Raw genomic sequence first — 23,494 nt, forward strand, 5'->3', positions numbered from 1 at the left:
GTAATCATCCCTCAACCGTCCGTCAATCATTGAGACTTGGCGACCGTATATCTTTTTTATCTATGCTTAGACATGCCCAACAGCATAACAATAGAACCTTTTCATTTATTGACAAAGGTTATAAGCACCCCGTTAATAGCGTCGCACTAAACGGGATAAAACAATGAACACCCTTTTGAATTTAGCCTCTACGCTCTGGCGCACGTTATTGCATACCGTGCCGACCCTGCTCGGTATTTTGTTAATTAACTTCTTCTTGCTGCATCTGGCGCCGGGGGATGCCGCCGATGTCATGGCCGGTGAATCGGGTTCGGCCACGCCAGAAAGTCTGGCGGCATTGCGCAGTCAGTTTGGCCTGGACCAATCACTGGCCGTGCAGCTGTGGCATTACCTGGGCAACTTGGCGCACTTCAATCTGGGCTATTCACCGCGCTACGGTTCTTCGGTCGAAACCCTCATCTACCAACGTCTGGGCACGACCCTGACCCTGATGCTGCTAGCCCTGTCTTGCTCTCTGGTACTGGGTATCGCTCTCGGTATGCTGATGGCGCACTGGAAAGGTCGCTGGCCTGATCGCGTGCTATCGGTGTGCTCGCAATTCTTCTATTCCGTGCCGGGATTCTGGATCGGCCTGATGCTGATCGTGGTGTTCTCGGTCAAGCTCGGCTGGTTGCCGACCGGCGGGGCCGGCACCATCGGGGCCGAACTGCAGGGCTGGGCGGCGATACTCGATACCCTGCGCTATATGGCCTTGCCCGCCAGCTCCCTGGCGCTGATCTATATCGCTATTTATGCCCGCCTGACCCGAGCTTCCATGCTCGAAGCCGGGGCACAAGACTATGTGCGCACCGCCACGGCCAAGGGGCTTTCGCCATGGGTCATTACCTTCAAACACGTGTTGCGCAATGCCCTGCTGCCGATTACTACCATGGCCGGCCTGCATCTGGGCGGCATGCTCGGAGGGGCGGTGGTGATCGAAACCGTGTTCAGCCTGCCCGGCCTCGGGCGCCTGGCCTATGACGCGGTCATGGCACGCGACTACAACGTCCTGCTGGGGATTTTGCTGGTGTCGTCATTGCTGGTGATCGTCACCAATGTGTTGGTGGACGTGCTGCAGAGCGCGCTGGACCCACGCATCGGGAGCCGCCGATGAGCACCCCGCGTCGCGTCGCATTGTGGCGTTTTTTGGCCAACCCGATCGCCGTCGGCGGGCTGGTATTTCTGGTGGCCGTCGCCCTGCTCGCCTTGTTCGCGCCCCTGCTTTACCCCGGTGATCCATTGGCGATGGAAGCCGAACCGCTGTTGTGGCCGGGTCAGGACTGGCACTACCCACTGGGCACGGACGCACTGGGCCGTGACGTGATGGCGGGCGTGGTGCACGGCGGTCGCGTCTCGCTGCAAGTGGGCTTGTTCGCCAGCCTGTTTGGGGTACTGCTGGGGCTGAGTATCGGCGCGCTGGCCGGGTATTTCGGCGGACGGATCGATTACGGGCTGCAACGCTTGATCGAGATCTTCCAGACCATGCCCAGCTTTGTCTTGTTGGTGGCGCTGGTCGCTATTGTCCAGCCCTCGGTACCGACGCTGATTTTCGCCATTGGCATCACCTCGTGGCCCACCGTGGCCCGGTTAATGCGCGCCGAAGTACGTTCGATCCGTGAGCGCGAATACATCCTCGCGGCCCGCAGCGTCGGCTACACGCACCTGCGCATCATCATCTGCGAAGTGCTGCCCAACATTCTGCCGACACTGATTGTGACGGCCTCGATCATGGTGGCTTCGGCAGTGCTGATGGAGTCTGCCCTGTCTTTCATGGGCCTGGGCGATCCGAACCTAGTGAGCTGGGGCAGCATGATCGGTAGCGGCCGCGAGCAGATTCGCACCGCCTGGTACCTCACAGCCATCCCTGGCCTGGCAATTTTCTTCACCGTTCTGGCATTCAACCTGATGGGCGACGGTCTGAACGACGCCTTCAACCCTACCCAGGCCCAAGGCCGCACATAACCCGGGAACTCACCCCATGGACTATCGCTATCTGGGCCGCAGCGCCCTTAAGGTTTCACCCCTGACACTGGGCAGCATGATGTTCGGCGGCCCCACCGACGAGGCGACTTCGCAGCGCATCATCGCCAAAGCGTTTGATCAGGGCGTCAACTTTATCGACACGGCTGACGTCTACCATGACGGGCAGTCCGAAAGCGTTGTGGGCCGCGCCATTCGTGACCAGCGTCATCATTGGGTGCTGGCGACCAAGTTCGGCTACTCGCGCGCCGGGCGCCCTAACGTGGGTGGACAGTCGCGCAAGTGGATCATCCAGTCAGTGGAAGACAGCCTTCGCCGCCTGGGCACCGACTACATCGACATTCTGTACTTCCACCACGCCACCTTTGATGCGCCACTGGGTGAAGGTGTGCGCGCCATCGCCGACCTGATCAGGCAAGGCAAGTTGCGGCACTTTGGGGTATCTAACTTCCGTGGCTGGCGCATTGCCGAGGTGGCCCAACTGGCAGATGAGCTGGGCATCGACCGCCCGGTGGCCAGCCAGCCGCTGTACAACATCGTCAACCGTACCGCTGAAGCCGAGCAGATCCCGGCGGCCAATCATTTCGGCCTCGGGGTGGTGACCTACAGCCCGTTGGCCCGTGGCGTACTGACCGGCAAATACCAGCCGAACGTACAACCGCACGCCGACTCGCGGGTCGGGCGCAGTGATAAACGCGTGCTGGAAACCGAATGGCGGCCCGAGTCGCTAGTGGTTGCGCAACGCATTCAGGAACACCTGAGCGGGCGCAACATCACCCCGGCTGACTTCGCCCTGGCCTGGGTGCTGAACAATCGCCAGGTCACTTCAGCCATCGCCGGGCCGCGTACCGAAGCGCAGTGGGATGACTACCAGCGTGCCTTGCAGGTGAAAATCACGGCGCAGGATGAAGCCTTTATTGACCAGTTGGTCAGCCCTGGCCACACCTCCACTTTGGGCTTTACCGATCCGGGTCACCCGATCGAAGGCCGTACCCCTCGTTAAACCTTCTCGCCTTGTGGGCGACCACGCCCACAAGGTTCAGTCTTGCTACGGACCTCCCCATGAACCTGACCCGACGCCAGTTACTGGCTTACACCAGCGCCACGGCTGCCCTGCTGCAACTGGCGCCGCGCTTTTCATTCGCCGATGACACGCCCGTGCGTGGCGGCACGCTGAAGATGCACATCGCCATCGAACCGCCGATTCTGGTCAACCTGACCCATACCGCAGGCGCGGCGGTGTACATCACCGGCAAAGTGACTGAAGGGTTACTGACCTATGACCTGGACCTCAACCCCCAACCACAACTGGCCACGGCGTGGACCGTCAGCGACGATGGCCTGACGTACACCTTCAGTTTGCGCGAAGGGGTGAAATGGCATGACGGCGAGGCGTTCAGCGCCGATGACGTGGTGTACTCGCTGCACACCCTCAAGAACTCCAACCCGCGCGGCCGCGCCACCTTTGCCAACGTCGCGGACATCACCGCGATCAACCCGCATCTGGTACAACTCACCCTCAACAAACCGGCCCCTTACTTGCTGAGCGCGCTGGCGGCCTGTGAGTCACCGATCGTCGCCAAGCACGTGTATGGCGATGCCAACCCGCAAACCCACCCCAACGCCAGTGCACCGATAGGCACCGGCCCTTTCGTGTTCAAAGAGTGGGTCCGTGGCAGCCATGTGATTCTTGAGCGCAACCCCCACTATTGGGATGCGCCCAAGCCCTACCTTGACCGCATCATCGTGCGCTTTATTGCGGACTCGGCAGCCACCGTGGCGGCACTGGAGGCCGGAGAGATCGATATCTCTACCGGCGGAGTGCCGCTCAGCGACATCGAACGGATCAAGAGCAACCCGCGTCTGAGTATCGAAGACCGTGGCGAGCCGTACATCAACGGGATAACCCGAGTCGAATTCAACCTCGACAACCCGTACTTGAAACAGCACGCCGTGCGCGCGGCCATCGCCCATGCGGTCAACCTCGAATTCATTCGCAAGGCGATCTTCCTGGGCTATGGTCAACCGCTGTACGGACCGATCAGCCCGCAGATGAAAAACTTCTATGCACAAGACCTGCCCCGCTATGAGTTCGACGTGGACAAGGCCAACCAGTTACTCGACGATGCTGGCCTGGGCCGTGACCCCCGTGGCGTGCGCTTCAAACTGACCCTCGATCCGCTGCCCGGCCCGGAAACCTATCGTCGCACTGCCGACTACATCAAGCAGGCACTGGCCAAGATCGGCATCCAGGTCACCTTGCGTTCCCAGGACTTCGCCACCTACGTCAAACGCGTATACACCGACCGCGACTTCGACTTCACCCTCAATGGCATGAGCAACCTGTTTGACCCCACCGTGGGCGTACAACGCCTGTATTGGTCAAAAAACTTCCAGCCTGGCGTGCCCTTCTCCAATGGCTCGCACTACAACAGCCCACAGGTCGACCAACTGCTTGAAGCGGCAGCAGTGGAAACCGACGTACAAAAACGTTTTGCCTTGTTCGCCGAGTTCCAGAAAGCTGTGATCCAGGACCTGCCCGACCTCGGGATATCGACCTTGGTCAACCCGATCGTCTATGACAAACGGGTCCAGCAATTCTTCGTCGGGGCAGAAGGGTTAGGCAGCAACGCAGCAGAGATTTTTATGGCGTCATGAGTATTTGGCACAAGGCTGCGGGTCATCAAAACCGCCTTTTTTCGCGCTCATTTAACTACGCACACCGTATGACCAGTTGCAGCGGCTGCAGCGAGTAAAGCATCTTTATTTTTTACCCGCTGTCCTGAACAAAGGCAGAGCCAGAAATAGCAGCCCGCCACCCAGCAATGTGGTGCCAAAGCTGGCGTGGCCGGCAACTATCATCCCCAGCCCTGCAACGATCCCGGCGAGCCCCACCATACGAATGTTCTTGTCCGGCGACTTCAGTTCCATGCTGTCTGTACTCCCTTGGCGTTGACGATACAGACTAGCAAAACATATCGCGCAGTCGCCAGACCACTGCGCAATGCATGTTTCAGGGCTGATCGACGATCGGTATAGCGATTGGTTCACAGATTAAATACATCAAGTATTTGGATAGGGAACTTGAGTTCCACAGTGAGTCAAAGCAGGTACATACCACTTCAGGATCGCCAAGATGAATGCCACTTCCTCACACGGCTGGGTCTGGGCTTATCGTAAAGTCCGCAGCCTGCAATGCTCGCGGCTGTCGTCGGCCTACCGGGCCACTTTATATGTTTTACGGGGTGATACGGGGACGTTTCACAGTGACTTCAGCTGGCAGAAAAATCGTATTCGGCGATGAGGTCTTGAATACCCCCATTCAGACTGTAGGAGCGAACTTGCCTGGCGATCTCTTAACCTTAAAAGATCGCCAGGCGAGCTCCTACAAGGACCCTAGCATTTAAAACGGATAATGCCGCGGGGTGTGCTGCACGCTGATCCAGTGATCCCGGGTAAATTCGTCAATCGCCCAGTCACCATTGAAGCGCCCAAGCCCTGAGTTCTTTTCGCCACCAAACGGTGCGTTGGCCTCGTCGTTGACCGGCATGTCATTGACGTGGGTCATGCCTGCCCTAACCTGCCGCGCAAAGTTGACGGCACGCTCGACATTGGCGCTGAAGACGGCGCTGGAAAGCCCAAACTCTGTAGCATTGGCCAGTTCCAGGGCATGGGCTTCGTCGCGGGCGCGAATCAGCCCCACCAGCGGGCCGAAAATTTCGTTGCGCGCCAAGTCCATGTCGACAGTGACGTCGCCATATACGTGGGGCGCCAGCAGGCTGCCATTGCTGCCGCCCTCGTACAGTGGCTGAGCACCTTGAGAACGGGCCAGTTGGATTTTTTCTTGCAGGCCCTGCAACTGCTTGGCATTGATGACCGGGCCGATCACGGTGTCTTGCAGGTTTGGGTCACCGATCTTGAGCCCTTTGACCCGCTCCACAAAACGCTCGGCAAAAGCCGAGTAAACGCTGTCGTCAATGATGATGCGGTTGATCGCCATGCAGATTTGGCCCTGGTGCAGGAATTTACCAAACACTGCAGCATTGACCGCCTGTTCCAGGTCAGCGTCCGCCAGTACGACAAACGGGCTGTTGCCGCCCAGTTCCAGTGCCACATGCTTGAGATGGTCGCCGCCGCTGGCGATTGCACCAATGCCGCGACCCACCGGAGTCGAACCTGTAAAGGTAATGAGCGACGGCACTGGGTGTTCGACAAACGCATCACCAATTTCGCTGCCCGCGCCCACCACCACACTCAGCACCCCGGCAGGCAATCCGGCTTCTTCAAAGATCCGCGCCAGCAGCAAACCACCACACACCGGCGTGTCGCTGGCAGGCTTGATGACCACCGCATTACCCAGCGCCAGCGCTGGGGCAATGGAACGCTGAGTCAGGTGCAGGGGGAAGTTCCACGGGCTGATTACACCGACCACGCCCAGCGCACTGCGATACACACGGCTCTCTTTACCCGGCACATTGGACTCGACAATACGCCCATGCACCCGCGCTGGAAACGACGCCGACTCCAGCGCAATGGACCGTGCCGCCCCCCACTCAATCTGCGCCTTGAGCCGGGTACTACCGGACTCGCGAATAAGCCAGTCGATGATTTCTTCACGACGCCGATCAAACACTGCCACCACCTCGTGCAGCACTGCCGCCCGCGCCGAAGGCCCCAGCGCCGCCCACTGCGGCTGGACTTGCGCGGCCTTGCGGTAGGCAGCATCCAGGTCCGCTCGATTGGCCTGCGGGATCTGCACCAACAGTGAGTCGTCGAACGGGTTGCTCACCCGCAGCTCTTTGCCGCCAGCGCCCTCGCGCCACTGTCCGGCAATCGGTTGCAGATGAAAATCGCTGTAATGGGTCATGCCATGCTCCTTTAAAACAGGTTCAAAGACTGCGTTTGCCAGCCACATCGGGCTGGGTGACAAAAGGCTGGGGGCGTACCGAAATGCACACGATCGCCAAAGCGCCTATGACTGCGAGCAACGCGAACGCGAAAAAGTTCTGCTGGAAGGCCAATTCCAACGCCGAAAGACTACCACCGTGTATCACCACGGCAGCATGAAAAACGTTATAGAAAACAGGTGTGTGGAGCGAAGGCTCAGCCTGCTAGACACGACGGTCAGCGGCCAGATGCGGAAGGCGGATACCCATGGCCGCCAGGTGCAGCGGCCATGGGGTTAACTCAAAGGATCAACTTATGGGCGCACGGCCGTGACTTCAATTTCTACCAGGTAGTTGGGGTTGGCCAGACCGGCCACCTGGAACGCTGAGCGCGTCGGCAACTTGGGCTGGGCCGCCGTGCCAAAGAACTGGGTGTAGCCTTTCATGAACCCGGCGAAATCCATCTTGCCGGTTTCAGGGGTACCCACCAGATAGACCTGCATCTTCACCACGTCACCCATGGTCAGGTTGAGGCTTTTCAAGGTCGCTTCGATGTTCTTCAACACGTTAACGGTCTGCACTTCTGTATCGCCATAGGCGGCCAATGTCTTGGGATCGGCCTTGCTGTCGGCAATGGGCGGCACCACGCCACTGAGGTTGACCACGGTAGCGCCTGGCGGAATTTCCACAGCCAGGGAAATCGGGAAGTCGGAGTTAGGCAGCTTGTGGCGGATCACTTCGGCGGCATTGGCCTGGGTGGCCAACAAACCACCCAGCAAAGAAGTCAGGAGGAAGGTGGAGATGATGTTCTTCGACATGGTTTATTCCTTCAAGGATGTGAAAAAAATACGTAGACCACTAGCGCTGGGTGAGGACCCTAACCTCTTCGACCGTGACTGTATCGGCGTATTGATTTCCAAAATGTGTCCGCACGTAGTTGACCACTGCAGCTATCTGCTGATCATCCATGTACTTTTTGAACCCCGGCATTCCGCCTTGGCCAGACGCGACCATATACACCGGATACACCTTGGCACCGAGCTTCGGATTGGACGCCAGCGCCGGGTAGGCCCCGGCACCGTGGGCGCCCTGCCCTTCGGCCATGTGGCAGCCCTGACAGACTTGATTGAACAGGGCTTCGCCGGTCTGTTCTTCAAACTGGTCTGAAGTGGAGAGGATGAGTGGGTCTGAAGCAAACGCCGCAGCGCTGCTCATCAGCCCCAACAACACAGCGGTGGTCATAGTTGTGCGCATGGCTAACTCCCTGTCACACGGTTTTGCTGCTGGCGATGATGTGGGTATGCAGGCGTTTGATCGCATCCCGCGACGACAGGATCGCGCCCTCCATCCAGGCCGGGATATACGAGGCATGCTCACCCGCGAGGACGATACGGCCGTCTATCTGGCACAGATTTTTGTAGTGTTGCTGGCGCGTCTCGGGCGTCCACAAGCCATAGCAGCCGTTGGTCCAGGGCACCCGGTGCCAGCCCACCGCAATGCCGTTTTCAAACTCTGCGGGGTATTGCGGGTGGACCTGCGCACCATATTCGACGGCCTTTTTCACCCGCATTTGCGGGCTCATGGCCGTGAATTCATAGGCATTCGGCCCCCAGATATAGGCACCCAGCAGTACGCCCTTGCCTTGCTTGCCATAGTCGGTGCTCGGGTAGCTGATCTTGCTGACGGGCGTGTCGGTATAGGTAATGCCACCGTAGATGTGTTCATCCTGCTCCCAAAATCGCCGCTTGAACTGCAAACCGATCTTCACCGACGAGTCATAGGGCACGGCGCGAATTGCCGCCATCATCGGCGCACTGACATCAATCGGCAGTTGCCCCAGAATCGACAACGGCAAGGTGCACACGCACCAATCGGCCTGCTCCTGCTGCGCCGCGCCGCTGCCATCGCTGTTTTGATACGTCACGGTAACGCCGCTGCCATCTTGCTGGATGCGCGTGACCTTGGCGTTGTAGTGAATCAGGTCATTGACCTGCTTCTGGAAGGCCTGGGCAATCATGTCCATGCCGCCAACCGGCTGGAAAATGCTGCTTTGAAATTCGTACTCCTGACCGCTGGCAATGCTTTGCCAGAGGTTGGAATCGAGCAGCGCCTTGCAGTCGATGGGTTGCGAAGGCACGGCCTCGGGCATCAAACCACCGCCGTCATCCACGGCAAAGCCTCGACGCAGGCTGGTTTCCAATGATTTTTTATAGGTATTGCTGGCATCCAGTGCGCCCCATTTGCGCATCACTTCCAGCAGCCGCTCGCGGTCCTCTTGGGTCAACGCCTGATCCAGGCCCTTCTGGTTGACAGCCTTGCTCAGCAACTCGGCAACATGCCCCTGAAAGTCGGCCTGCACCTCACGGTAGCGTTGCGGCTTGCCGCCAAAGGCCTTGGTGGAATGCACCATCGCGTTGTAGTTGACCTGAATGAAGGGCTCCAGTGCGACGCCGAAGGTGTGGCAATAATCGAGCACCGCATGGTGGTGATAAGGAATGCGCCACGGCCCGGGGTTCAGGTACAGGCCCTTGTCGAACTCACACTGCTGGGTCGCTCCGCCCAGTTCGGTAAAACGGTCGCCGCCGCGCAACGTCCAGCAACGCCCGCCCGGCTTGGCATTGAATTCCAGTACCTTGACCTGATACCCGGCCTTGCGCAGTTCGTAGGCCGCAGTCATGCCAGCCAGCCCTGCCCCCAGGATCAATACGCGAGTGCCCTTGGGTGCACCGCTCAATGCAAAATGGCGCTCGTACGTTGACTCAGCGGCAAAACTCAAGGCGCTCATTGCCTGATACATCGCCGCGGCACCCGCGGTCATTCCGATCCAGTTCAGTACCTTACGGCGGCTCACAACCATCGCTTGCTTTTGCATGCTCAGTCCTTTGAATCGAAGGGAAACACACAGCCACGACCGACGAACAACCCTGTGCAAAGCGTTGCCCGATCACAGAAATGCCTGTGCCCGGTAATAGCCTTGAGCAAGCGCTGTGCCATCAAGGGAAAAATACGAAAGATGAATAAAAAATCATAAATAGACGCAGGCGAATGCCACAGCATGGATCGTCCGGGGCTGCTTTTGGTGCAGGGGTAATGCGCCATAACTGAGCGCGCCCGCGCAAGGTGTTCCCCATGGGCGCAGCACCGGCTCCATGTGATTTTCGATCAGGCATAACGGCACGGGCCGGGTACCCCCAACTTGACGGCGCACTTGCGCTAGAATCGCCGCCATGAAAACGCCTTCAGATGAGTGGATTCGCTTTGTTACAGCCCCCGACCTGGGGGTTGAAGGCCTGTATGCGCATTTCAATAAGCATCAATACGAACGTCATGCACATGACTATTTCGTACTCGGTACGATCGATGCCGGAGCACCCAAGGTTGCGCTGAGCAATCGCTCGTTTGTGGCGCCCGCAGGCACTGCCATGATCATCAATCCGGGCGAATCCCACGACGGCAGCCCTTGCGATGACAGCGGCTATGTCTACAGCATGGTGTATGTCGAACCCTGGGCCATCACCTCAATCGCCCAGGAACTCGGCTTTACCACGCAGGCCTGCCCGACATTCACTCACTCAGTGATCGAAGCACCGGACATTGTCTCGGGCCTAAAAGCCCTTCACCGCACCCTGTTCAGTGATACGGACCCACTGGCCCGGGAAACCCGGCTGATCGACGCTATGGTCCCCTTGCTGGAGCGATTTTCCGGTAGCTCGGTACGGGAACTGCACACGACGTTTGAACCCAGGATCGAGCGCGTTCGCGAACAAATCCATGCTGAGTTTTCAGCGCCGCTGACCACTACCCGTCTGGCTCAAACCGCCTCTCTGAGCCGCGTGCGTCTCAATCAACTGTTTTGCGCAGCTTACGGGCTGCCCCTGCATGCCTATCTGAACCGCGTGCGCATGGACGCCGCCAGGGTGCTGTTGCGCCATGGCGTGCCGGCGGCAGAGGTGGCGCTCGCGGTAGGGCTCGCGGATCAAAGCCATTTGATCCGACGCTTCAAGGGCACCTTCGGGATCACCCCGGCGCAATTTTCAGCAGCGCATTTATCAGATATCCAATACCGCCGCTAACGACGACTTCAGACTGCTTGTCTGCCGCCATTGCGGAAGAAAAGTCTGTCTTGAAATCGTCTTGGAGTAAGGTATGTCTGGATCAGTTGACGCGCTGGGGGCTGAGCCATCTGATGCTCGGGTCTCGCCGTGGGTCATGGTGGTGATAGGTGCCGGCAGTGTATTGGCATCGCTGGATCTGTTTGTGGTTAATCTGGCGTTCTCGGCCATCCGCGACAGCTTCCCTGGCGCCACCAATCAAACGATGTCATGGGTGCTCACTACCTACTCGATTGCGTTTGCGGCCTTTCTGGTTCCGGGTGGCCGGCTGGCCGACATCTATGGGCGCAAGCGCGTGTTCAGGGCCGGGCTGTTTATTTTCACTCTGGCAAGCGCCGCCTGTGTGATCGCACCTGATGTGCTCTCTCTGATCGTGGCCCGTGGTTTCAAGGGCCTGGGCGCCGCGCTGATGATCCCCACCAGCCTGGGCTTGCTGCTAGCCGCCTATCCCAAGGCCCGGCATAAACAAATGGTCGGCATATGGGCGGCCACCGGCTCGGTGGCCGCCGCTTTGGGCCCAACACTAGGCGGCGCGCTGGTCGATATTGACTGGCGTCTGATCTTCCTGATCAACCTACCCGTGGCCATACCGACACTCTGGCTGTGCAAGCACCTGGTTGAAAGCCCGAAAACCGGCGACGTCTTTCCTGATATAGCAGGCTCGATACTGTTAATTGCGGGTATCGCCTTTTTGGTCGCAGGCATCTCGTACCTACCTGAATGGGGCATCCTGAGCAGTACCTTCTTGTTGACGACTGGCGCCGCAGTTGTGTGCCTCGCGGGGTTTGTTAAACGCTGCTTCTGTGCAGCTTCACCCGCGCTGGACCTTCGCGTGTTCAGAGTGCACACCTTTACCGTAGCAACGCTCGGCATGGCCTGCTTCTACATGGGCTTCGCCATCATGCTGCTGGGTGGCACGCTGTTCCTGACCCAAGTCTGGCGCTGGGATCCGATGCTGGCAGGTGCGGCCTTTGGCGTCGGCCCCGGTACCGCAGTAGTCGCCTCACTCACGGTCGGAAAATCGTCAATTGTGCCCAAACACCTGACAATTGCCGCCGGTTTACTCTTCGTGGTTGCCGGGTTCTGGTGGTATGCCTTGCTCACTGCCAAACCGGATTATGTATTGGCCTATCTGCCGGGTCTGATCCTCACCGGCGCGGCTGCCGGCGTCGGGCAAACCGGATTTCTGGCCGGAGGTGCCGGGGCTCTTCCCGCGCATCAATACGCGACCGGAACCGGCATTATCAACACGGCGCGCCAGATAGGAGCCGCCATCGGCGTGGCAGTTTTTGTGGGTGTGTCAGGAGCCGCTATTGAAGCCGATCAATTTAAAGTGGCCTGGTTGTTGATGGCGCTGTTCGGGCTGATCGCTTCACTGTCAGCGAGTCTGATACGCAGCCGGACGTAAACTCGCCCCTGGCCAAGGCATGACGTTAAAAGATGTGCAGGACACAGCACCCGCTCTATGAGAATCTTGCAGCCCCTGTGGTATGTGTCTTGCGGAGAGTTCCCGTTGGTTTCATTAAATGATTGGCTGAGCTTCACTTTTATCGCCATGCTCGTGACGCTCACCCCTGGACCAGCGGTGATCATGGCCTTGTCCAACTCAATCAGCCATGGCCCGTGGCGGGCGATGATCGGCTCTCTTGGCAACGCGCTCGGGCTGCTGGTGATTGCATCGGCCACCAGTGCCGGGCTTGGCGCATTGTTGATCGCATCGGCCACGGCGTTTCTGGTGCTTAAGATCGCGGGGGCCAGTTACCTCATTTACCTGGGCATTAAACAGTGGCGCAGCCGTAATCGCGCCTTTGACAACGTTCAGGCCACTTCAGAAAACCTGTCTGGCTGGAAGCTGTTCACCAAAGGGTTTTCGGTCGCGATCACCAACCCTAAAGCCATCCTGTTTTTTGCTGCTTTTCTTCCGCAGTTCATTCAGGGCGGCAATTCCAGCATGACCTACCTGACCGTGCTGATCTTCACGTTTGCGGGCTGCGCCATTGCTGCGCATCTTTTTTATGCCCTGCTTGCCCAGACGCTCAAAGGCTACCTCTCGTCTCCAGCGCGGGCCAAAGCGCTTAACCGGTTGTTTGGCGCCTCGTTCATGGGCTTGGGCGTCAGCCTTTTAACCCTGCGCGGCAAAGTGGCCTGATCGCTGATCAAAGGAGCTGGGCGCAAGGTTCAGCTCCACCCCTCAAGCCGCATCGTCGCCCGCACCAGACGCTGCTCCTCGTTTTCGATTTCCTTCAAGCTGTCGCTGATGCTCTGGATATGCGCAATGGCCGCCTTGCGTGCCTGGTCGGGCAGACGTCCAGTCACAGCGTTGTAAAGCCGCGCGTGCTGGCGGTCTATCTGGCGTTTTTGCGGCTCGCGATGGTAGAGGTTGTTGACCGACGCAAATACGCTGTTGAGCAGCAAATCAGTCAATGAACGCAAGGTCTGCACCAGCACCGGATTGTGTGAAGCCTCGCAAATGGCCAAATGAAAGGCATGATCGAGCTGCGCATGTTCGCAGGCGTCCAGCGACCGGCTGTGGGCATCGAGCAAGGCGTGATAGCTGCGGGTAATCAACACAAAATCGGCCTCGGTGCCGCGCAAGGCCGCCAGCCGCGCCGATTCACCCTCCAGCAGGCTGCGCACTTCGAACAGGTCGTACAGCGTGCGCGGCTGCGAGCCGAACAAATGCAGCAGCGGCGAGGTACTTGCCTCTCCTGAAAGGTCCGCGACAAAAGACCCGCGGCCCTGCTCGGTCTTGATGATCCCACGGGCGCGCAGCAATTTAAGGCCTTCGCGCAGGGCGGTACGGGATACGCCCAGTTTCTCGGTCAGACGCCGCTCAGAGGGCAGCAATTGCCCGGTCTTGAGCACACCGTCGACGATCAGGCGCTCGATGCGCTCACTCACCACGTCAGCCACTTGCGGATGACGCGCCCGCTCCACTCTGTCCATGCTCGCTCCAACTGGTATGACCAGTTCGGCCTGTCGAATCCATCCGATTCGCTAACAAACCCAACCATTTGTTTTTAAAGTTATTTTTAATTAAATAAAACCGTCATCGCGGCAAAAACTGGTTCGACCAGTCAAACAACGTATGGACAGTAAAACGCCTGCGGCCAATGATGCAAGCCAGTACTATCCGGCAACGGACCTCTAATAAAAATAAACGGGTGTCGTCCACCGACTATGAACATTCTCTATGACGAACGCGTCGACGGGGTTTTGCCCGATGTCGACAAAAGCGCACTGCTGCTGGCCCTGCAAACGCAGGTGCCCGACCTGAAAGTCCTGCATGAACCCGAAGAGCTGAAGCCCTACGAGTGCGACGGGCTGTCGGCCTACCGCACCACGCCCATGCTGGTGGTCTTGCCGCATCACCTCGAACAGGTGCAGACCGTGTTGCGCCTGTGCCACGAGCACAAGGTGCCGGTGGTCGCACGGGGAGCAGGTACTGGCTTGTCTGGTGGGGCGTTGCCGCTGGAAAAAGGCCTGTTGCTGGTGATGGCGCGCTTCAACAACATTCTGCACATTGATGCCGCCGCCCGTACCGCCCGGGTGCAACCGGGGGTGCGCAATCTGGCAATTTCCCAGGCCGCCGCGCCCTATGGTTTGTATTACGCACCAGACCCGTCTTCGCAAATCGCCTGCTCGATTGGCGGCAACGTCGCCGAAAACGCCGGTGGCGTGCATTGCCTGAAGTACGGCCTGACCGTCCACAACGTACTGCAAGTAGAGATCCTGACTGTCGACGGCGAACACCTGACCCTCGGCTCTCAAGCCCTGGATTCGCCGGGGCCTGACCTGTTGGCGCTGTTCACCGGCTCAGAGGGCATGCTCGGGGTGATCACTGAAGTCACCGTCAAGCTGCTCCCCAAGCCACAAACCGCCAAAGTGCTGTTGGCCGCCTTCGACTCGGTTGAAAAAGCCGGGCGTGCAGTCGGCGACATCATTGCAGCCGGGATCATTCCGGGCGGTCTGGAAATGATGGACAACCTGGCGATACGCGCCGCCGAAGACTTTATCCACGCCGGATACCCGGTCGAAGCCGAAGCCATTTTGCTGTGCGAACTCGATGGCGTGGAAGCCGACGTCCACGATGACTGCGAGCGCGTACGCCAAGTGCTGGAGCTGGCCGGCGCAACCGAAGTGCGCCAGGCCCAGGATGAAGCCGAGCGCGTGCGCTTCTGGGCCGGGCGCAAGAATGCCTTCCCGGCGGTAGGCCGTCTCTCGCCAGACTACTACTGCATGGACGGCACCATCCCGCGTCGCGAGCTGCCCGGCGTACTGCAAGCCATTGCAGCGCTGTCAGCCGAATACGACCTGCGCGTGGCCAACGTTTTTCACGCCGGTGACGGCAACATGCACCCGCTGATCCTGTTCGATGCCAACCAGCCAGGCGAGCTGGACCGCGCCGAAGCGCTGGGCGGCAAGATCCTCGAACTGTGCGTGAAAGTCGGCGGCAGCATCACCGGCGAACATGGTGTGGGCCGCGAGAAGATCAATCAGATGTGCGCACAGTTCAACAGCGATGAGTTGACCCTGTTTCATGCGGTCAAGGCCGCGTTTGACCCCAGCGGGCTGCTCAACCCCGGCAAGAACATCCCGACCCTGCACCGCTGCGCCGAATTTGGCGCAATGCACGTGCACATGGGGCAGATGCCCTTCCCTGAACTGGAGCGTTTCTGATGCGCAGTGAACACGATCTGGATAACAGCGCAGCGCTGCTGGAACAGGTTAACCAGGCCTTGCACGGCGCGACGCCGCTGCGCATTCAAGGCGCAGACAGCAAGAAGTTTCTGGGCCGCCCGGTGACGGGAAACGTGCTCGACACGCGCAGCCATCGCGGCATCGTCAGCTACGACCCGACCGAGCTGGTGATCACCGCCCGCTGCGGCACGCCACTGGCCGAACTGGCCGCCGCACTGGACGCAGCGCAACAGATGTTGCCGTGCGAGCCGCCGTCTTTCGGTGCAGATGCAACCGTCGGCGGCATGGTCGCCAGCGGGCTGTCCGGGCCGCGCCGTCCGTGGGCCGGGTCGGTTCGTGATTATGTACTGGGCACCCGCGTAATCACCGGCCACGGCAAGCACTTGCGCTTTGGGGGTGAGGTGATGAAAAACGTCGCCGGCTATGACATTTCACGCTTGATGGCGGCCAGTTACGGCACGTTGGGGGTGATCACCGAAGTGTCGCTCAAAGTCCTGCCCAAGCCGCGTCAAGCCTTAAGCATCAGCCTGGAGCTCAGTACTGACCGTGCGTTGCTGCGTCTGGCTGAATGGGGCCAGCAGCCCCTGCCAATCAGCGCTGCATGTCACGACGGGCAACGCCTGCACCTGCGCCTTGAAGGCGGCGAAGGCTCGGTAGCCGCCGCCCATGACCGCTTGGGCGGCGAGTTGCTGGACGCCACGTACTGGGTCGATCTGAACGAACAACGCTTGGGCTTCTTCGCCCAAGACCTGCCGCTCTGGCGCCTGTCCTTGCCCAACAACATCGCGCCACTGGCCCTGCCCGGCCATCAGTTGATCGATTGGGGCGGCGCCCAGCGCTGGCTCAAGTCCGATGCTGAAGCGGCCTTTATTCGCCAGGTCGTCGAAGAAGTTGGTGGGCACGTCACCTGCTACACCCCCGGCTTGCTCGACAGCCCGTTCCAGCCGTTGCCCAGCGCGCTGATGCGCTACCACCGCACCCTCAAGCAACAACTCGACCCGAGGGGTATTTTCAACCCTGGGCGCCTGTACGCGGAGTGTTGAGCCATGCAAACCACGTTGAGCCAAAATGCCCGCCAACTGGCGCGCGCCGAAGAAGCCGAACGCATTCTGCGATCCTGCGTGCACTGCGGTTTTTGCAATGCCACCTGCCCGACCTATCAACTGCTCGGTGATGAGTTGGACGGCCCACGCGGGCGAATTTACCTGATCAAGCAAGTGCTGGAAGGCAACGACGTTACCCGCAAAACCCAGCAGCATCTGGATCGCTGCCTGTCGTGCCGCAACTGCGAAACCACCTGCCCCTCGGGAGTGGACTACCACAACCTGCTGGACATCGGCCGAGCGGTAGTGGATGCGGCTGTGGAGCGGCCGCTCGGCCAGCGCCTGCTGCGCCAGGGATTGCGCAGCGTGGTGCCAAAACCGGGCCTGTTCAAAGGGCTGGTGGGCAGCGGGCAGTTGTTTCGCGCAGTGTTGCCGACGGCCTTGCAAAACAAGTTGCCCCACACCATTGAGCCCGCCAAGACCCGCCCGACCCGCCGTCATGCCCGCCAGGTGCTAATGCTCGAAGGATGTGTACAACCCGGCTTGTCACCCAACACCAACGCGGCCACCGCACGGGTGCTAGACAGACTGGGCATCGGGGTAACCCCAAGCCGCGAGGCCGGTTGTTGCGGCGCCGTGGACTATCACCTCGACGCACAAGCCGCTGGCCTGGATCGGGCCCGCCGCAATATCGACGCCTGGTGGCCGAGCATCGAACAAGGCGCCGAAGCCATCGTGCAAACCGCCAGTGGCTGCGGTGCCTTTATCAAGGAATACGGGCACTTGCTGAGCGCCGACCCGGCGTATGCCGACAAGGCCAAAAGGGTCAGCGCCCTGGCCAAGGATCTGGTTGAAGTGCTGCGCGAAGAACCGCTGGAAACCCTCGCCACCAGTAGCAGCCAGCGCGTGGCCTTCCATTGCCCGTGTACGTTGCAGCATGCGCAAAAACTCGGCGGCGCGGTGGAGTCGGTTCTCACGCGACTGGGCTTCAACCTCACTGGGGTGCCTGACAGCCATTTGTGTTGCGGCTCTGCCGGTACCTATTCACTGACCCAACCCGAACTGTCCCGACAACTGCGCGACAACAAGTTGAACGCCCTTGAAAGCGGGCAACCTGATGTCATTATCACCGCCAATATCGGCTGCCAGACCCACCTCAACGGTGCAGGACGAACCCCTGTCCGGCACTGGATCGAGCTCGTCGAAGCCGCCTTGCCTTAACCCCTGACACCCTCTATCGACAGAGACCCCACATGAAAAGCAAAGCCGTACTGACCCAGACCGAAGTCCAGCAGATCCTTAACGCCGCACGCACCGAAGCGCAGAACAACCAGTGGGCGGTGACCATTGCGATTGTCGATGACGGCGGACACCCACTGGCCCTCGAGCGACTCGACGACTGCCCTCCGGTCAGTGCCTACATCGCCACCGAAAAGGCTCGCACCTCGGCTCTGGGGCGCCGCGAGTCGAAAAACTACGAAGAAATGGTCAATGGCGGCCGCCCGTCTTTCTTGTCCGCACCGTTGTTGATCTGCCTGGAAGGCGGCGTGCCGATCATTATCGATGGTCAAGTCATCGGCGCCGTCGGCGTGTCCGGAGTGACTGCGCCGCAAGATGCCCAAGTGGCCAGGGCTGGCGTGCAAAGCCTGAAATAAATCCAATTGAAGGAGAGATACAGTGAGCGATTTGATAAACAGCCACGGCCTCAAGGTTGCACCTGTGCTGCACCACTTCATTGACAACGAGGTGCTGCCGGGCACCGGCCTGGATGCGCAAGCGTTCTGGAGTGGTTTTGCAGACTTGGTGCATGAGCTGGCGCCGATCAACCGTGCGCTTCTAGCCGAGCGTGATCGCCTGCAGGTCGAACTCGATACCTGGCACCGTGAACATCCCGGCCCGATCACCGACATGGCGCAATACCGCATTTTCCTCACCGGTATTGGCTACCTGCAACCGCCACCTGATCAAGTCAAGGTCAGCACCGACAACGTCGATACCGAAATCAGCGTGCAAGCCGGGCCACAATTGGTGGTGCCCGCCGCCAATGCGCGGTATGCCCTGAACGCCGCCAATGCGCGCTGGGGTTCGCTGTATGACGCCCTTTACGGCACCGACGTCATCCCCGATGACGACGGTGCCCAAACCGGTCGTGCCTACAACCCGATACGCGGCGCCAAGGTCATCGCCTTTGCCCGGGCGTTTCTCGATCAGGCGTTCACGCTGAGCAAGGGGTCGCACGTCGATGCCACCCGTTACCAGATTGAAGGCGACAGCCTGCACATCACTCTCAAAGACGGCAGTCAGAGCGCTCTGGCCGACGCCGAGCAATACATCGGCTATCAAGGCTCGCCCGCAGAGCCGGCCGCCATTTTGTTGAAACACAATGACCTGCACGTCGAAATCCAGATCGACCGCCAGAGCGTCATCGGCCAGTCTGACGCGGCAGGTGTCAAAGATCTGTTGGTAGAAGCGGCGCTCTCGACCATCATTGACTGCGAAGACTCGGTGGCAGCAGTGGACGCTGACGACAAGGTCCAGGTGTATCGCAACTGGCTGGGCCTGATGAAGGGCGACTTGCAAGAAGACCTGGTCAAAAACGGCAAAACCATTACCCGCCGCCTCAACCCGGACCGCGAATACACCGCCGCCGACGGTTCGCCACTGACGCTGCCCGGGCGTTCGTTGCTGTTTATCCGCAACGTCGGCCACCTGATGACTAACCCTGCGATCCTCGACGATCAGGGCCGGGAAATACCGGAAGGCATTCTCGACGGCGTGATCACCAGCCTGATCGCTGTGCACGACCTGCAGCGCCGGGGCAACTCCCGTGCAGGCAGCGTCTATATCGTCAAACCGAAAATGCACGGGCCTGCCGAAGTGGCCTTCGCCGAGCACCTGTTCAGCCGCATCGAGGACCTGCTGCACCTCAAGCGCCACACCCTGAAAATGGGGATCATGGACGAAGAACGGCGCACCAGCGTCAACCTCAAGGCCTGCATCGCGGCGGCCTCGTCACGGGTGGCGTTTATCAACACCGGCTTCCTCGACCGCACCGGCGATGAAATTCATAGCGCCATGCAAGCGGGCGCCATGCTGCGTAAAGGCGACATGAAAGGCACGCCATGGATCGCGGCCTACGAGCGCAACAACGTGCTGGTCGGGCTGGACTGCAACTTGCGCGGTCGGGCGCAGATCGGCAAAGGCATGTGGGCCATGCCGGACCGGATGGCCGACATGCTGCAACAGAAAATCGCCCATCCCCAGGCCGGCGCCACCACCGCCTGGGTCCCCTCGCCGACCGCCGCGACCCTGCATGCGCTGCATTATCACCAAGTGTCGGTACGTCACGTACAAGCCTCGCTCGAACAGACCCGCTACGCCGACGTCAGCGAGTCGCTGCTCGAAGGGTTGCTCAGCGTCCCGGTGGTAAAACAAGCCCAATGGTCAGCGCACGACATCCGCCAGGAAGTCGAAAACAACGCACAAGGGTTGCTCGGGTATGTGGTGCGCTGGGTCGAGCAAGGCATTGGTTGCTCCAAAGTGCCAGACATTCATGACGTGGGGCTGATGGAAGACCGCGCGACCTTGCGTATTTCCAGCCAGCACATCGCCAACTGGCTGCTGCATGGCGTGATCACCCGCGAACAGACCGTCGAGATCTTGCAGCGCATGGCGCGAGTGGTTGACCAGCAAAACGCCGAAGACCCGCATTACACGCCCATGGCCGCGGATTTTGATCAATCGGTCGCGTTTCAGGCGGCGTGCGCGTTAGTGTTTGAAGGGTGCGCACAACCCAATGGCTACACCGAACCGCTGCTGCATAAGTTCCGCCTGGCGTATAAACAGTCGCAGGTGTAACCCCTGACGCAGCCTCGTGCTGCTCGGCAGCGACTGCCCCTGTAGTCGCTGAGGAGCAGCACGAGGCTGCGATCTTTTGATCGTTCGCTCCATTGCAAAACGTAGTACCCCTCTATTACCCACCCTCCTGCAATTGGTCTCATGATCAATTGGAATGTGCTTATAACAAGAACCAGAATTCCAAGGCAGGTAGCGGCAATGGCCAAGTTAATTCATTCCATGATCCGTGTCGGTGATCTCGATAAATCCATGAATTTCTATCAGCAGGCGTTTGGGCTGATCGAATCGCATCGTCTGGAATTTGATGATTTCTCGCTGGTGTATCTGCGTGACGTCCAGAGTGGCGCAGAAATAGAGCTGACCTGGAACAAGGGCCAGTCCGAATACACCCACGGCACGGGCTACGGGCACACGGCGTTCGTGGTTGATGATCTCGATCAGCAATTCAACCGCCTGAGCGATTTACAGTTCGCACCAGCGCCGATCAAAGAGTTCAAGCGGGACGGCGCACTGCTCGCGCGGTTCTTTTTTGTCCAGGACCCCGATGGCTACAAGATCGAGGTGCTGCAACGTGGAGGCCACTACCAATAGACACAGCTAATGGCTTGAACCCAGCGACCGGCTGGACGGGGTTGCCGCTGTAACGCCCCGCCTGCCCACCCGCGACCTATGATTTGCCTGTGACACTGTTACTCCTATAAAAATAACAAGGAGACATTTCATGCAAGACCTCAAGGTCAATCGTCGCCGTTTCCTGCAAGGAAGTGGCGGGCTGCTGTTAGGCACCCTCATGTTCACCTCCGGCCCCATCGCCCTGCTGGCGCCCAGCCGCTCCTGGGCCATGGAAATGAACACGCTGCCCAGCGATGTCGCTTCACAGTTGTTGCTCGTGGTGCGGCGCATTTATCCCCATGACCGTATGGAAGACGCTGTCTACGCCTTTGCTGTAAAGGCGCTGGATGAGCGCGCGTCTGCCGACCCTTCGGTACTGCCGCAGTTGAACAATGGCCTGGCCGAGCTGGACACACTGGCGGGCGGCAAGTGGGCGAGCCTGGATGAGCTCCAACAAGTGGCCCTGCTGGAAAAAATCCAGACCGGCGACTTTTTCAAGTTGGTGCGCGGTACCTCGGTCAACGCGCTGTACAGCAATGAACTGGCCTATGAACACTTCGGCTACGAAGGTGCCTCCTTCCCCAAGGGTGGCTACTTGATGCGGGGTTTCAATGACCTGAAGTGGCTGCCTGCAGCGCCAGCCGATGCCAGTCCCAGTGCGTTTTGAGGAGCAGCGAACATGACGACTTACAGTTTTGACGACGATTCGGTGGTGATCATCATCGGCTCCGGCGCGGGCGGCGGCACATTGGCCAACGAGTTGTGCCAAAAGGGTATTGCGGTGGTCTTGCTGGAAGCCGGTGCACGGCAATCCCCGGCCACGTTCATCAACGATGAATGGCCTTCCTTTGCGCAATTGTCCTGGGGCGACACCCGCACCACCTCCGGTTCCTGGCAGATCGCCAAAGACTTTCCCAACCTGCCCGCCTGGATCTGCAAAACCGTGGGCGGTACCACCACGCACTGGGCCGGTGCCAGTATTCGCCTGCAAGATCACGAGTTTCGCGCCCGGCAGATGTACGGCGACGTCAAGGACGCCAATCTGCTGGACTGGCCTCTGACCCTGGCCGAACTGGAGCCGTACTACGAGCGCGCCGAAAACAAAATGGGCGTTACCCGCACCCACGACATTCCCGGGTTACCGGGCAACAACAACTTTCAAGTGATGTACAACGGCGCCCAAAAGCTTGGCTACAAGGAGTGCTCGACCGGGCATATGGCAATCAACAGCCGTGGCCGCGATGGTCGTGCGCAATGCATGCAATTGGGGTTCTGCTTCCAGGGCTGCAAGATGGGCGCCAAGTGGTCAACGCTGTATACCGAAATCCCGGCGGCCGAAGCCACCGGCAAGCTGGAGCTGCGCACCCAGGCCCATGCCGTGCGCATCGAGCACGACGCCAAGGGCCGCGCCAACGCAGTGGTATATGCCGATGCCAAGGGCCAGTTGCATCGGCAAAAAGGCCGAGTCGTGGCGGTTGCCGGCAACGCCATTGAAACCCCGAGGTTGCTGCTCAACTCGTCCAGCGCCATGTTCCCGCACGGCCTGGGCAATGGCTCTGGGATGGTTGGCAAACATTACATGCGCCACACCACGGGCTCAGTGTTTGCCGAGTTCAACGACCCGGTGCACTTTTACCGCGGCACCATCATGGCGGGCCTGATCAGTGACGAATCGAAATTCAAACCGGACCGCGGTTTTGTCGGCGGTTATGAGATGGAGACGATTTCCCTGGGGCCTTCGTTCATGGCAGCGTTTTTCAATCCTGGGGCGTGGGGGCGGGACTTCACTCGGGTGATGGACAATTACACGCACTTGGCCGGTATGTGGCTGGTGGGGGAAGACATGCCCCGCGAAACCAACCGCATCACGCTCAGCGATACCAAGGACCACCTGGGCATCCCGGTGGCCAACGTGCACTACGACGATCACCCCAACGATCTGGCCATGCGTGAGCACGCCTTCAAGCAAGGCAGCGCGATCTACGAGGCGGTGGGCGCGCTGAAAACTCATCGAGTTCCGCCCTACCCATCCACCCATAACCTGGGCACGTGCCGCATGAGCCTGAAAGAGGCCGACGGGGTGTGCAACAAACATGGGCAAAGCCACGAGGTGCCCAATCTGTTTATCTCAGACGGGAGCCAGTTCACCACCAGTGCCGCCGAAAACCCCACGCTGACCATTGTCAGCCTGGCGATTCGACAGGCGGAGTTTATTGAGCAAGCGCTTAAAACCAACGCGGCGTAGATGTACCCTCTGCGCACT

Annotated in this window: 21 protein-coding genes and 1 pseudogene; 15 read left to right on the plus strand and 7 right to left on the minus strand. The window is 59.6% G+C overall.

Annotated features, from left to right (window positions below; genetic code table 11):
- Positions 1-163: 163 nt before the first annotated feature.
- Genes NTD86_RS07700 through NTD86_RS07715 form a run of 4 tightly spaced genes read left to right on the plus strand, consistent with a single transcriptional unit; the run spans position 164 to position 4,677 of the window.
- A complete protein-coding gene (locus tag NTD86_RS07700; RefSeq protein ID WP_262201580.1) occupies positions 164-1,153 on the plus strand; it encodes an ABC transporter permease in 990 nt (329 codons plus the stop codon).
- Positions 1,150-2,001, plus strand: coding sequence for an ABC transporter permease (locus tag NTD86_RS07705; protein ID WP_262201581.1), 852 nt, complete (start codon positions 1,150-1,152; stop codon positions 1,999-2,001). Before NTD86_RS07700 ends, NTD86_RS07705 begins: the two co-directional genes overlap by 4 nt.
- 16 nt (positions 2,002-2,017) lie before the next feature.
- Positions 2,018-3,022 carry an aldo/keto reductase gene (locus NTD86_RS07710; RefSeq protein ID WP_262201582.1) on the plus strand — a complete coding sequence of 335 codons (1,005 nt, stop codon included), beginning with the start codon at positions 2,018-2,020 and terminating at the stop codon, positions 3,020-3,022.
- Between the two features lie 59 nt (positions 3,023-3,081).
- Complete coding sequence (locus NTD86_RS07715; RefSeq protein WP_262201583.1) at positions 3,082-4,677, plus strand: ABC transporter substrate-binding protein; 1,596 nt, start codon at positions 3,082-3,084, stop codon at positions 4,675-4,677.
- 105 nt (positions 4,678-4,782) lie between these two features.
- Here the strand turns inward: NTD86_RS07715 and NTD86_RS07720 are convergent, their stop codons facing one another.
- The 6 genes and pseudogenes from NTD86_RS07720 to NTD86_RS07740 form a co-directional block, all read right to left on the minus strand.
- Positions 4,783-4,950, minus strand: a complete 168-nt coding sequence (locus NTD86_RS07720; protein WP_262201584.1) for a hypothetical protein — start codon at positions 4,948-4,950, stop codon at positions 4,783-4,785.
- 472 nt (positions 4,951-5,422) lie between these two features.
- A complete protein-coding gene (locus tag NTD86_RS07725; RefSeq protein ID WP_262201585.1) occupies positions 5,423-6,886 on the minus strand; it encodes an aldehyde dehydrogenase family protein in 1,464 nt (487 codons plus the stop codon).
- Positions 6,887-6,908: 22 nt separating this feature from the next.
- A pseudogene (locus NTD86_RS24260) lies at positions 6,909-7,064 on the minus strand (aromatic acid/H+ symport family MFS transporter); the annotation flags it as partial.
- 155 nt (positions 7,065-7,219) lie between these two features.
- Positions 7,220-7,723 carry a RidA family protein gene (locus NTD86_RS07730; RefSeq protein ID WP_262201586.1) on the minus strand — a complete coding sequence of 168 codons (504 nt, stop codon included), beginning with the start codon at positions 7,721-7,723 and terminating at the stop codon, positions 7,220-7,222.
- A gap of 40 nt (positions 7,724-7,763) precedes the next feature.
- Positions 7,764-8,159 (minus strand): c-type cytochrome, encoded by a 396-nt coding sequence (locus NTD86_RS07735; RefSeq protein ID WP_262201587.1) that lies wholly within the window; start codon positions 8,157-8,159, stop codon positions 7,764-7,766.
- Positions 8,160-8,172: 13 nt separating this feature from the next.
- Positions 8,173-9,702: a flavin monoamine oxidase family protein gene (locus tag NTD86_RS07740; RefSeq protein WP_315974729.1), complete on the minus strand. Its 1,530-nt coding sequence runs from the start codon at positions 9,700-9,702 to the stop codon at positions 8,173-8,175.
- Positions 9,703-10,132: 430 nt separating this feature from the next.
- Here NTD86_RS07740 and NTD86_RS07745 point away from each other — a divergent pair, with 430 nt between their 5' ends.
- The 3 genes from NTD86_RS07745 to NTD86_RS07755 all read left to right on the plus strand — a co-directional run bounded on the left by NTD86_RS07745 (position 10,133) and on the right by NTD86_RS07755 (position 13,166).
- The gene (locus NTD86_RS07745; RefSeq protein ID WP_262201589.1) at positions 10,133-10,978 is read left to right on the plus strand and encodes an AraC family transcriptional regulator; all 846 of its coding nucleotides are present in this window, start codon (positions 10,133-10,135) and stop codon (positions 10,976-10,978) included.
- Between the two features lie 73 nt (positions 10,979-11,051).
- Positions 11,052-12,425 carry an MFS transporter gene (locus NTD86_RS07750; RefSeq protein WP_262201590.1) on the plus strand — a complete coding sequence of 458 codons (1,374 nt, stop codon included), beginning with the start codon at positions 11,052-11,054 and terminating at the stop codon, positions 12,423-12,425.
- A gap of 105 nt (positions 12,426-12,530) precedes the next feature.
- Positions 12,531-13,166 (plus strand): LysE family translocator, encoded by a 636-nt coding sequence (locus NTD86_RS07755; protein ID WP_262201591.1) that lies wholly within the window; start codon positions 12,531-12,533, stop codon positions 13,164-13,166.
- Positions 13,167-13,195: 29 nt separating this feature from the next.
- Here the strand turns inward: NTD86_RS07755 and glcC are convergent, their stop codons facing one another.
- Positions 13,196-13,963, minus strand: a complete 768-nt coding sequence (gene glcC, locus NTD86_RS07760) for a transcriptional regulator GlcC (RefSeq protein WP_262201593.1) — start codon at positions 13,961-13,963, stop codon at positions 13,196-13,198.
- A 234-nt stretch (positions 13,964-14,197) separates the two neighbouring features.
- Between glcC and glcD the strand changes: the two genes are divergently transcribed.
- The 8 genes from glcD (at position 14,198) to NTD86_RS07800 (ending at position 23,476) form a co-directional block, all read left to right on the plus strand.
- Positions 14,198-15,697 (plus strand): glycolate oxidase subunit GlcD, encoded by a 1,500-nt coding sequence (gene glcD / locus NTD86_RS07765; RefSeq protein ID WP_262201595.1) that lies wholly within the window; start codon positions 14,198-14,200, stop codon positions 15,695-15,697.
- Positions 15,697-16,761, plus strand: coding sequence for a glycolate oxidase subunit GlcE (gene glcE / locus NTD86_RS07770; protein WP_262201597.1), 1,065 nt, complete (start codon positions 15,697-15,699; stop codon positions 16,759-16,761). Before glcD ends, glcE begins: the two co-directional genes overlap by 1 nt.
- A 3-nt stretch (positions 16,762-16,764) precedes the next feature.
- Positions 16,765-17,982: a glycolate oxidase subunit GlcF gene (glcF, locus tag NTD86_RS07775; protein WP_262201599.1), complete on the plus strand. Its 1,218-nt coding sequence runs from the start codon at positions 16,765-16,767 to the stop codon at positions 17,980-17,982.
- 32 nt (positions 17,983-18,014) lie between these two features.
- Positions 18,015-18,416, plus strand: a complete 402-nt coding sequence (locus NTD86_RS07780) for a heme-binding protein (RefSeq protein ID WP_262201600.1) — start codon at positions 18,015-18,017, stop codon at positions 18,414-18,416.
- Between the two features lie 22 nt (positions 18,417-18,438).
- Positions 18,439-20,619: a malate synthase G gene (locus tag NTD86_RS07785; RefSeq protein WP_262201602.1), complete on the plus strand. Its 2,181-nt coding sequence runs from the start codon at positions 18,439-18,441 to the stop codon at positions 20,617-20,619.
- A 198-nt stretch (positions 20,620-20,817) separates the two neighbouring features.
- Positions 20,818-21,210, plus strand: coding sequence for a VOC family protein (locus tag NTD86_RS07790; RefSeq protein ID WP_262201603.1), 393 nt, complete (start codon positions 20,818-20,820; stop codon positions 21,208-21,210).
- 130 nt (positions 21,211-21,340) lie between these two features.
- Complete coding sequence (locus tag NTD86_RS07795) at positions 21,341-21,898, plus strand: gluconate 2-dehydrogenase subunit 3 family protein (RefSeq protein ID WP_262201604.1); 558 nt, start codon at positions 21,341-21,343, stop codon at positions 21,896-21,898.
- Between the two features lie 12 nt (positions 21,899-21,910).
- A complete protein-coding gene (locus tag NTD86_RS07800; RefSeq protein ID WP_262201605.1) occupies positions 21,911-23,476 on the plus strand; it encodes a GMC family oxidoreductase in 1,566 nt (521 codons plus the stop codon).
- Positions 23,477-23,494 lie beyond the last annotated feature (18 nt).

It is taken from the genome of Pseudomonas sp. 7P_10.2_Bac1, from assembly GCF_025465935.1.
Taxonomy (GTDB): domain Bacteria; phylum Pseudomonadota; class Gammaproteobacteria; order Pseudomonadales; family Pseudomonadaceae; genus Aquipseudomonas.

Coding starts and splice junctions, on each gene's coding strand:
- NTD86_RS07720 (WP_262201584.1), bottom strand. CDS start 4,950: ATGGAACTGAAGTCGCCGGACAAGAACATTCGTATGGTGGGGCTCGCC.
- NTD86_RS07740 (WP_315974729.1), bottom strand. CDS start 9,702: ATGTATCAGGCAATGAGCGCCTTGAGTTTTGCCGCTGAGTCAACGTAC.
- NTD86_RS07750 (WP_262201590.1), top strand. CDS start 11,052: ATGTCTGGATCAGTTGACGCGCTGGGGGCTGAGCCATCTGATGCTCGG.
- NTD86_RS07800 (WP_262201605.1), top strand. CDS start 21,911: ATGACGACTTACAGTTTTGACGACGATTCGGTGGTGATCATCATCGGC.
- NTD86_RS07780 (WP_262201600.1), top strand. CDS start 18,015: ATGAAAAGCAAAGCCGTACTGACCCAGACCGAAGTCCAGCAGATCCTT.
- NTD86_RS07730 (WP_262201586.1), bottom strand. CDS start 7,723: ATGTCGAAGAACATCATCTCCACCTTCCTCCTGACTTCTTTGCTGGGT.
- glcC (WP_262201593.1), bottom strand. CDS start 13,963: ATGGACAGAGTGGAGCGGGCGCGTCATCCGCAAGTGGCTGACGTGGTG.
- NTD86_RS07735 (WP_262201587.1), bottom strand. CDS start 8,159: ATGCGCACAACTATGACCACCGCTGTGTTGTTGGGGCTGATGAGCAGC.
- glcF (WP_262201599.1), top strand. CDS start 16,765: ATGCAAACCACGTTGAGCCAAAATGCCCGCCAACTGGCGCGCGCCGAA.
- NTD86_RS07700 (WP_262201580.1), top strand. CDS start 164: ATGAACACCCTTTTGAATTTAGCCTCTACGCTCTGGCGCACGTTATTG.
- NTD86_RS07710 (WP_262201582.1), top strand. CDS start 2,018: ATGGACTATCGCTATCTGGGCCGCAGCGCCCTTAAGGTTTCACCCCTG.
- NTD86_RS07790 (WP_262201603.1), top strand. CDS start 20,818: ATGGCCAAGTTAATTCATTCCATGATCCGTGTCGGTGATCTCGATAAA.
- NTD86_RS07795 (WP_262201604.1), top strand. CDS start 21,341: ATGCAAGACCTCAAGGTCAATCGTCGCCGTTTCCTGCAAGGAAGTGGC.
- glcD (WP_262201595.1), top strand. CDS start 14,198: ATGAACATTCTCTATGACGAACGCGTCGACGGGGTTTTGCCCGATGTC.
- NTD86_RS07725 (WP_262201585.1), bottom strand. CDS start 6,886: ATGACCCATTACAGCGATTTTCATCTGCAACCGATTGCCGGACAGTGG.
- NTD86_RS07745 (WP_262201589.1), top strand. CDS start 10,133: ATGAAAACGCCTTCAGATGAGTGGATTCGCTTTGTTACAGCCCCCGAC.
- NTD86_RS07705 (WP_262201581.1), top strand. CDS start 1,150: ATGAGCACCCCGCGTCGCGTCGCATTGTGGCGTTTTTTGGCCAACCCG.
- glcE (WP_262201597.1), top strand. CDS start 15,697: ATGCGCAGTGAACACGATCTGGATAACAGCGCAGCGCTGCTGGAACAG.
- NTD86_RS07715 (WP_262201583.1), top strand. CDS start 3,082: ATGAACCTGACCCGACGCCAGTTACTGGCTTACACCAGCGCCACGGCT.